This window comes from Streptomyces sp. sk2.1 (genome assembly GCF_008120935.1).
GTDB lineage: Bacteria > Actinomycetota > Actinomycetes > Streptomycetales > Streptomycetaceae > Streptomyces.
Genome location: NZ_RDBO01000077.1, coordinates 1,899,727 through 1,908,334 on the forward strand (window position 1 = coordinate 1,899,727; position 8,608 = coordinate 1,908,334).

General features: G+C 72.3%; 8 protein-coding genes. 3 read left to right on the plus strand and 5 right to left on the minus strand.

Translation table 11 applies throughout. From position 1 onward, the window contains the following. Positions 1-46: 46 nt before the first annotated feature. A complete protein-coding gene (locus EAO76_RS35600) occupies positions 47-790 on the minus strand; it encodes a hypothetical protein (RefSeq protein ID WP_148840203.1) in 744 nt (247 codons plus the stop codon). A 104-nt stretch (positions 791-894) separates the two neighbouring features. On the opposite strand from EAO76_RS35600, the gene ggt reads away from it, so the two are divergent. After that, positions 895-2,703: a gamma-glutamyltransferase gene (gene ggt / locus EAO76_RS35605; RefSeq protein ID WP_148840204.1), complete on the plus strand. Its 1,809-nt coding sequence runs from the start codon at positions 895-897 to the stop codon at positions 2,701-2,703. Between the two features lie 171 nt (positions 2,704-2,874). Here the strand turns inward: ggt and EAO76_RS35610 are convergent, their stop codons facing one another. Continuing rightward, entirely contained in the window at positions 2,875-3,894 is a 1,020-nt protein-coding gene (locus tag EAO76_RS35610; protein WP_148840205.1) for an aldo/keto reductase, read from the minus strand. A 159-nt stretch (positions 3,895-4,053) separates the two neighbouring features. Between EAO76_RS35610 and EAO76_RS35615 the strand changes: the two genes are divergently transcribed. Further along, complete coding sequence (locus tag EAO76_RS35615) at positions 4,054-4,644, plus strand: TetR/AcrR family transcriptional regulator (RefSeq protein WP_262375963.1); 591 nt, start codon at positions 4,054-4,056, stop codon at positions 4,642-4,644. A gap of 73 nt (positions 4,645-4,717) precedes the next feature. On the opposite strand, the gene map is transcribed toward EAO76_RS35615, so the two are convergent. Next, complete coding sequence (gene map, locus EAO76_RS35620) at positions 4,718-5,485, minus strand: type I methionyl aminopeptidase (RefSeq protein WP_148840207.1); 768 nt, start codon at positions 5,483-5,485, stop codon at positions 4,718-4,720. Positions 5,486-5,526: 41 nt separating this feature from the next. Here map and EAO76_RS35625 point away from each other — a divergent pair, with 41 nt between their 5' ends. Further along, the gene (locus tag EAO76_RS35625) at positions 5,527-5,796 is read left to right on the plus strand and encodes a helix-turn-helix domain-containing protein (RefSeq protein WP_148840208.1); all 270 of its coding nucleotides are present in this window, start codon (positions 5,527-5,529) and stop codon (positions 5,794-5,796) included. A 9-nt stretch (positions 5,797-5,805) separates the two neighbouring features. Here EAO76_RS35625 and EAO76_RS35630 read toward each other — a convergent pair whose 3' ends face one another. Beyond that, positions 5,806-6,969, minus strand: coding sequence for a Rieske 2Fe-2S domain-containing protein (locus tag EAO76_RS35630; protein ID WP_262375964.1), 1,164 nt, complete (start codon positions 6,967-6,969; stop codon positions 5,806-5,808). Between the two features lie 234 nt (positions 6,970-7,203). Further along, complete coding sequence (locus EAO76_RS35635; protein ID WP_148840209.1) at positions 7,204-8,478, minus strand: aminotransferase class I/II-fold pyridoxal phosphate-dependent enzyme; 1,275 nt, start codon at positions 8,476-8,478, stop codon at positions 7,204-7,206. Between the last annotated feature and the right edge of the window lie 130 nt (positions 8,479-8,608).

The window sequence follows — 8,608 nt, forward strand, 5'->3', positions numbered from 1 at the left end:
CGTTCGCCCCGAGGCTACCAACCGGGTCGCCGCCCGCCCATGTCGTTCAGCCCGTGGCCCGGTGGGAGTTGCGCGGTGCCGGGACGGGTGCCTGCGCGGCGCGGGTCACGTCCGCGACGAGTTCCACCACGTCGGGGCCGTACGCCTGCGAGTTGACGACCTTCAGCAGCAGGCAGAAGGTGCTGTCGCCGTACTTGCGGAACAGCTTCTCGTGGTTGCGGGCCAGATAGCGGGAGGCCGCCTGGTTGGTGATCGCCTGCTGTCCGCAGAACAGGAAGACCGGACGGGCGTCCTGACCGACCGTCAGCCGAGCCAGCAGTACGTGCTCGGCGACCCCCTTCTCGGCCCGGTAGCGCTCCGTGCCGATCTGGAAGGCGCCCCGGTCGGGGCCGGGCTCGGGGCCGGTGTTCACCTTCACGCCGGGCAGCAGGGAATGGAGGTGCGCGGCCATCCGCCGGTTCGAGACCGGCCCGCCGACGCAGAATTCGGTGCGTTCGCCGAACCCCTGCTGCGCGACGTCGTGGGACACGATCTGCGCGTGGGCGGAGCAGTCCTTGACGAGTGCGGAGAGTTCGAGCAGGGCGAAGACGTCGTGGCGGTGGACGGAGCCGTCGCCGCCCGCGTCGCGGTTGACGACGAGCAGGCACTCGGAATTGCCCGGGAGCCCGAAGAACGCCTGTTTGCGGCGGAGTTTGCGGCGCCAGAGGTGGGTCCGGGTGAGCCAGCCCAGTGAGGCGCTGATGCCGGCGGCTATCACGCCCAGCAGGATGTTGCGTACGTCGTCGGTCATGGGCGGGCATGTTAGCGGGCATTCGGCCCCGGTTTCACGGCAGTCCTGACGGGGCGGGCGGAGCGGCGCTACCCTGCGCGGACGTTCACGTACTGGAGGTACGCATGAGACGTTCCGTCGCGCGGAATGTGTCGTTGTCGGCTGTTCTGGCAGCTGTGGTCACGGTCGGTGCGGCCGGTCCTTCCTCGTCCGCACCGACCTCCGGGCCACCACCCAAATCACCTGTCGCGGTGGGGTACGGGGGCGCGGTGTCCAGCGTCGACCCGGACGCGTCGGCCGCGGGCATCGAGGTGCTCCGCAAGGGCGGCAACGCGGTGGACGCCGCCGTGGCGACCGCGGCGGCGCTCGGTGTGACCGAGCCCTACTCGGCGGGCATCGGCGGGGGCGGCTACTTCGTCTACTACGACGCCCGGAAGCACACGGTCCGGACGATCGACGGCCGGGAGACCGCGCCGCGCAGCGCGGACTCCTCGCTGTTCCTGGAGAACGGCAAGCCGATCCCCTTCGAGGACGCCGTCACCAGCGGACTGGGCGTGGGCACCCCGGGCACCCCGGCCACCTGGGACGCCGCGCTCGACGCCTGGGGCAGCAAGTCGCTGCGGCAGGTGCTCGAGCCGGCCGAGCGGCTCGCCCGGGACGGCTTCGTCGTCGACGAGACGTTCCGCGCACAGACCAGGAGCAATCAGGCCAGGTTCTCCGACTTCCCGGCGACCCGGGAACTCTTCCTGCCGGGCGGCCAACTCCCGGTGGTCGGTTCCGTCTTCAGGAACCCGGACCTGGCGCGCACCTACGAGCGAGTGGGCCGCAAGGGCATCGACGAGCTGTACCGGGGCGAGGTGGCCGAGGACATCGTGCGCACCGTCCGCAAGCCGCCCGTCGACCCGGCGGCCACCCGTGTGGTGCGGCCCGGCGACCTCACCGCGAAGGACCTGAGGTCCTACCGGGTGCTGCGGCAGGCCCCGACGAAGGTCGACTACCGCGGTCTCGACGTGTACGGCATGGCGCCGTCCTCGTCCGGCGGCACGAGCGTCGGCGAGGCGCTCAACATCCTGGAGTCCACGGACCTCTCGAAGGCGAGCGAGGCGGAATACCTGCACCGCTACATCGAGGCGAGCCGGATCGCCTTCGCCGACCGGGGGCGCTGGGTGGGCGACCCGGCGTTCGAGGACGTGCCGACGCGGGAACTGCTCAGCCAGCGGTTCGCCGACTCGCGCGCGTGCCTGATCAAGGACGACGCGGTGCTGACCAGCCCGCTCGCCCCGGCAGACCCGCGCCACCCGACCGACTGCACGGCCGGTGGCACGGCCGCCCCGACGACGTACGAGGGCGAGAACACCACGCATCTGACGACGGCCGACAAGTGGGGCAACGTCGTCGCGTACACCCTGACCATCGAGCAGACCGGCGGCAGCGGCATCACCGTGCCGGGCCGCGGCTTCCTGCTCAACAACGAGCTGACGGACTTCTCGTTCGCGCCCGCCAACCCCGCGGTCCACGATCCGAACCTGCCCGGTCCGGGCAAGCGTCCGCGCTCGTCCATCTCGCCGACGATCGTGCTGAAGCACGGCGAACCGGTACTGGCCCTGGGGTCGCCCGGTGGCGCCACGATCATCACGACCGTGCTGCAGTCGCTCATCGGCACCGTCGACCGGGGGCTCCCGCTGGTCGACGCCATCGCGGCGCCGCGCGCCAGCCAGCGCAACTCGGCGACGACGGAGCTCGAACCGGGGCTGTGGGACAGCCCGTTGCGGGCCGAGCTGGAGTCCTTGGGGCACGCCTTCAAGCAGAACCCGGAGATCGGGGCGGCGACCGGGGTGCAGCGGCTGCCGGACGGGCGGTGGCTGGCCGCCGCCGAGAAGGAACGCCGGGGCGGCGGCTCGGCGATGGTCGTGAAGCCGGCCGGACGTCCGTGACCGCCGCGGTGCCGCCGTCCGCCGCCGGGCGTGCCGCGGACACCTGATGTGACGTCACGTCGATGTCCTCGCGGCAGGGGCTGCTTCCTCGTGGGACCTCACGGGGAAGCGGCCCCGCGGCCCTTGACGGGGCGGGAACGCGTCGGGCGCGCCCTGCCGGCTGCCGGTCGGTCAGCGGCGCCGCAGCGACGGGTCGAGCAGCGCGTGCGGGGTGTCGTGCTTCTCGTGCGCGGCGAGGTCGGTGCCGGGGGCGACGATCGCGTCGATCGCGTCGAGCACATCGGAGGAGAGCACCGTGTCCGCGGCGGCGAGTTGCGAGCGCAGGTGGTCCTGGGTGCGGGGGCCGATGATCGCGCAGGTCACGGCGGGGTGCGCGGTCACGAATCCGAGCGCGAGCCGAATCATGGTCAGACCGGCCTCCTCGGCGATCCCGGCCAGCCGCTCCACCGCGTCGAGCCTGGCCCGGTTGGCGGGCACGGTGAGGTCGAAGCGCTGCGGCATGAACACCGAGCGGTTGGTGGTGATCTCCCGCCCCTCGCGGATCGCCCCCGACAGCCAGCCCGAGGCCAGCGGGCTCCACACCAGCACGCCGAGCCCGTACTGCTCGGTCACGGGCAGGACGTGGGCCTCCGCGCCGCGTTGCAGGATCGAGTAGCTGGGCTGCTCGGTGACATAACGGCTCAGGCGGTTCTCCCGGGCGGCCCACTGGGCCTGCACGAGGCGGTGGGCGGGGAAGGTGGAGGAGCCGAAGTAGCGTATCTTTCCGGCACGTTGAAGGTCCGTCAGGGCCGAGAGTGTCTCCTCGTCGTCGGTGGCCGGGTCCCAGCGGTGCAGTTGGTAGAGGTCGATGTGGTCGACGCCGAGGCGGCGCAGGCTGTCGTCCAGCGCGGTGACCAGCCAACGCCGCGAGCCGCCGCGGTGGTTGGGGCCTTCGTCCATGGGCATGCCCGCCTTCGTGGCCAGCACGATGTCGTCGCGGCGGCCGGCGATGGCCTTGCCGACCATCTCCTCCGACTCGCCGCCGCCGTACATGTCGGCGGTGTCGATGAGGTTGATCCCGCCCTCGACGGCGGCGTCGACGAGGGCGGTGACCTCCTCCTGGGTGGTCCTCCCGATCCTGCCGAAGTTCATCGCGCCGAGCGCGAGGGAGCTGACCTGCACACCGGTACGGCCCAAGGTGCGGTACTGCATGGCTGTGTTCCTCCGTGACGAGCTGAGGTGCGGTGACGGCGCGCGGCTTGGTCGCCGGGCCGCCGCTCTGGCATCATGACCAAAGCGGAACCTTGTTCCGGTAACGATACGGAACAGTGTTCCGTTTTTGCAAGGTCGGTGTTCGGAGGGAATGGCGTGGTGAACCACAGCGGTGAGGGGCCGGGGGCCTCGGCCCGGTCCGGGCGGACGGACGCCCGGCGCAACAAGAAGTCCCTGCTCGACGCGGCCGCCGCGATCTTCGTGACCTCGGGCGTGGAGGCGCCGGTGCGCGACATCGCGGCCGAGGCGGGCGTCGGGGTGGGCACGATCTACCGCCACTTCCCGACCAGGGCGGACCTCATCATCGCCGTCTACCGGCACCAGATCGAGGCCTGTGCCGAGGCCGGACCGGCCCTGCTGGAGAGCTCCGCGTCCCCGTACGCCGCGCTGGGCGGCTGGATCGACCTCTTCGTCGACTTCCTGGTCACCAAGCACGGACTCGCCGCCGTGCTGCGGTCCGACGACGCCGGGTTCGAGGCGCTGCACGCCCACTTCCTGGACCGGCTCGTGCCCGTCTGTGCCCGACTGCTCGACGCCGCGGCCGATTCCGGTGAGATCCGGTCCGCTCCGGGCGCCTACGAGCTCATGCGCGGCGTCGGGAACCTCTGCATCGGCGCGGAGAGCGACCCCCGCTACGACGCGCGCCGACTGGTCGAACTCCTCGTCGCGGGCCTGCGCGACCCGCGCTGACCCCCGCCCGGCCCGGCCGTCGCCCCGGTGCGTCCGGCCGGTGCCGGGTGTGTGCGGAGGGGGCCGGCGCCGGTCACGGGGCGGTCAGGATCCGCGGTCCGTCGTTCGTGATCGCCACCGTGTGCTCGGCGTGCGCCGCCCGGCTGCCGTCGGACGTGCGCAGCGTCCAGCCGTCCCGGTCCGCGTGGAAGGCGTCCTTGCCGCTGCCGATCAGCATCGGTTCGATCGCCAGCACCATTCCGTGCCGCAACGGCATGCCGCGACCGGGGCGCCCCTCGTTGGGGACGCCCGGGTCCTCGTGCATCGACCGGCCGATGCCGTGGCCGCCGAACCCCTCCGGAATGCCGTACCCGGCCGTGCGGCAGACCGTGCCGATCGCATGCGCGATGTCGCCGATCCGATTGCCGACGACGGCCGCCGCGATGCCCGCCTCCAGCGCCTCGAAGGCCGTCTCCACGAGCCTGGTGTCCGCGGGCCGGGCGCTTCCGACGGTGAAGCTGATCGCCGAGTCGCCCGCCCAGCCGTCGAGCAGCGCGCCCGCGTCGATGCTCACCAGGTCGCCGTCGCGCAGCCGCCGGTCGGTCGGGATGCCGTGCACGATCGCGTCGTTGACCGACGCGCAGATCACGGCGGGGAACGGGGTGGGCGCGAAGTGCGGCCGGTAGTTCAGGAACGGCGACGTGGCCCCGGCCTCGCGCAGCACGCCGCGGGCCACCTCGTCGAGTTCGCGCAGGGAGACGCCGATCGCGGCCGCCTTCCGTACGGCGTCGAGCAGTCGCGCCACGACCCGTCCGGTCTCGCGCATCGCTGCCATGGATGTGTCCGTCTTGAGTTGCACCATGCCAATTACTATACCGGTCGAAGCGGTATTAGAATGACGGCATGGTTCGAACGCCCCTGACCCCGGAAGAGCGCCGCCGCGGCGAGCGCCTCGGAGCGTTGCTGCGCGAGGCGCGCGGCGGCCGCAGCATGACCGAGATCGCGGCGAGCGCCGGGATCTCCGCCGAGACGCTGCGCAAGATCGAGACGGGCCGCGCGCCCACACCCGCCTTCTTCACCGTCGCGGCACTGGCCGGGGCGCTCGGACTCTCGATGGACGAGATCCTCGTGCGCTGCGCCCCGGAACCGGACGCGGTGCCACTGGCCGGATAGCGGCACCGCTCAGATCACTTCCGCCCCCGCGCCGCGCTCGCTGGAATCGTGGCGCTCGCCGGAGCCGCCGCGTTCGCCGGGCCCGCCGCGCTCCTTGAGGCCGTCGTGCCCAAGGGGGGCGGGCAGCGTCCGCCGGTCGGTCTCCAGTGGCGGGTAGAACCTGCGGGCCCACCGCCGGAACGGTCCGATCGGACCGTCGCCGGGCGCCAGCCGGGGCGGCTGCTGGTACTGCTTGTGGTTCCAGATCGGGAAGTCGGCGGCGGTGAACTCACAGCTGGAACGGAAGACCGCGCGGTCCAGCAGCCGGGCCGCGGTCCGGCTCACCGCCCGTGCGAGCGGCGCCGGCAACCGGGAGGGCCCCGCGAAGGAGATCCGGTTGAGCTGGCGGAACTGCATCCGGTTGGGCGCGATGGCGGTCGGCATCACCATCGTGCACATCCGCAGCCCGAGCCGGGGCGTGTGCACGTCGGCGTGCAGGCAGCCGAGTCCGTAGCCGTCCACGTCCACGTCCACGACGAAACTGCCCAGCAGCGGGGCCGACTCGTGGGCCCGCATGGACACGTGGAACGTGGCGTCCTCGTAGGCGACGGGGCCGCCGATCTCCGCCCTGTCCCAGCCGTGCAGGGTGGCGAAGTGCCCGAGGTCCACCGAGTTCTCGATCACCTCCTGGACGTTGCCGGCCAGCTCCCACGCGGCGCTGCGGGCCGGCCGGTGGCCGATCTCGTGCCATCGGGGGATGGACCAGTCGGGGGCCCGGCCGTCGTGGTGCCGCCAGACGAAGACGGCGCCGTTGACCTCGTGCACCGGCAGTTGCGTCAACGGCGATCTCGGCGGCGGCGTGTCGTATCCCGTCCGTACGCACGCCCCGTCGGGGCCGAAGGCGAAGAAGTGGAACGGGCATACGAGGTCGTCCCCGTCGACCTTCGCCAGGCCGAGATGGGCGCCGAGGTGCGGACAGTACGGGCGGATGGCGCGGAGGGCCCCCGTGCCGAGCCGGTACAGCACCACGTCCTGCCCCGCCAGTGGCCGGGTGAGCACGGTGCCGGGCCGTAGTTCGTCCGAGAAGGCCAGCGCCGACCAGCCGCTCGGATAGGGCAGGGCGGTGGCGCCCGCGGCATCGGCCGGGGTCGGTCCCTCGGTGATGGCGCGTCCGTACTCGCGTGACAGTCCCACGACTTCCCCTTCGATCGGTCGCCTGGACCCTGCCCAGCTCGCCCCGAAATCCTCCCGGCATGCCACACATCACCTGAAGGGGGAGAAAAGCGGTGTGAGTTGACGTCCGGGATGCCGGGCCGAACGGTTCCGGCCGGGTGCCGCAGGCGCCGCTCGCGGCAGGGGCGGGCCGTGCGCGGGGCGCGGCGCGCACGCCCGCGCCGTTCCCGGCGCGGGCGTGCGGTTGCGGGGCGGCTACTCCCGGCCCGCCCGCTGCTCGTAGCCCACGAGCCTGACGCAGACGGCGAGGCCCGTGATCGCCTGCTCCAGCTCGGGGAGGCCCGGGTAGCTGGGGGCGATGCGGATGACCGCGTCGCGCGGGTCGGCGCCGTACGGGTGGGTGGCGCCGGCCGGGGTCAGCACGATGCCCGCCCCGGCGGCGCGGCGCACGACCTCCTCGGCGCAGCCGTCCGGGACCTCCAGCGTGACGAAGTACCCGCCCTTGGGCGAGGTCCAGGACGCCAGTCCGCTGCCGCCGAGCTCGGCGTCCAGGATCCGGGCCACCGCCTCGAACTTCGGCTGCAGCAGGGCGCGCTGGTGCCCCATGTGGCGGCGCACGCCTTCGGCGTCCCGCAGGAACAGCACGTGCCGCAGCTGGTTCACCTTGTCGGGGCCGATCGACCGCTTGGAGTTGTTGCCGAGCAGCCACTGCACGTTCGCGGGCGAGGAGCCGAAGAACGCCACGCCCGAGCCCGCCGCGGTGATCTTCGAGGTGGAGCCGAACACGAACGCCCGGTCGGGATTGCCCGCCGCGGCGCAGGCGGCGAGCAGATCGGCGATCTCGACGGGCTCGTCGGTGAGGTGGTGGGCGGCGTAGGCGTTGTCCCAGAAGATCCGGAAGTCGGGGGCGGCGGTGTCCATCGAGGCGAGCCGGGCCACGGTCGCGTCGCTGTAGCAGACGCCGTCCGGGTTGCTGTACTTCGGCACGCACCAGATGCCCTTGACCGCCGGGTCCTCGGCGACGAGCCGCTCCACGGCCTCCATGTCCGGACCCTCGGCGGTCATCGGCACCGGGATCATGTCGATCCCGAACCGCTCGCAGAGCGCGAAGTGCCGGTCGTAACCGGGCACCGGACACAGGAACGCGATCCGCTCCTGATCCACCCAGCGCGACTCGGCACCCGGCAGCACGCTCAGCAGGGCGTGCACCAGGCAGTCGTGCATCAGCTCCAGGCTGGAGTTGCCGGCCGCGATCAGCCGGTCCACCGGCACCTGGAGCACGTCGGCGAAGATCTCCCGCAGCTCGGGCAGCCCCTGCAGGCCGCCGTAGTTGCGCACGTCCGTGCCGTCGGCGGAGGTGTGCCGCCCGCCGGGCAGACTCAGCAGGTCCTCGGAGAGGTCGAGCTGCTCGGGCGCCGGCTTGCCCCGGGTGAGGTCGAGCGAGAGTCCGAGTCCCACCAGGTCCCGGTAGTCCTGGCGGGCCCGGTCGAGGAGCCCGGCGAGGGCTTCGGGACTCAGCTCGGTGGTCATGGTGTTTCCTCTCGCAGGTGCCGCATGGACGGGGCTCCTGCCGAGAATACAAACCGCGCGTCCCCCGCCGGCCGGGCCCCGTCCATGCGGCACCTGCGAGAGGAAACACCATGACCACCGAGCTGAGTCC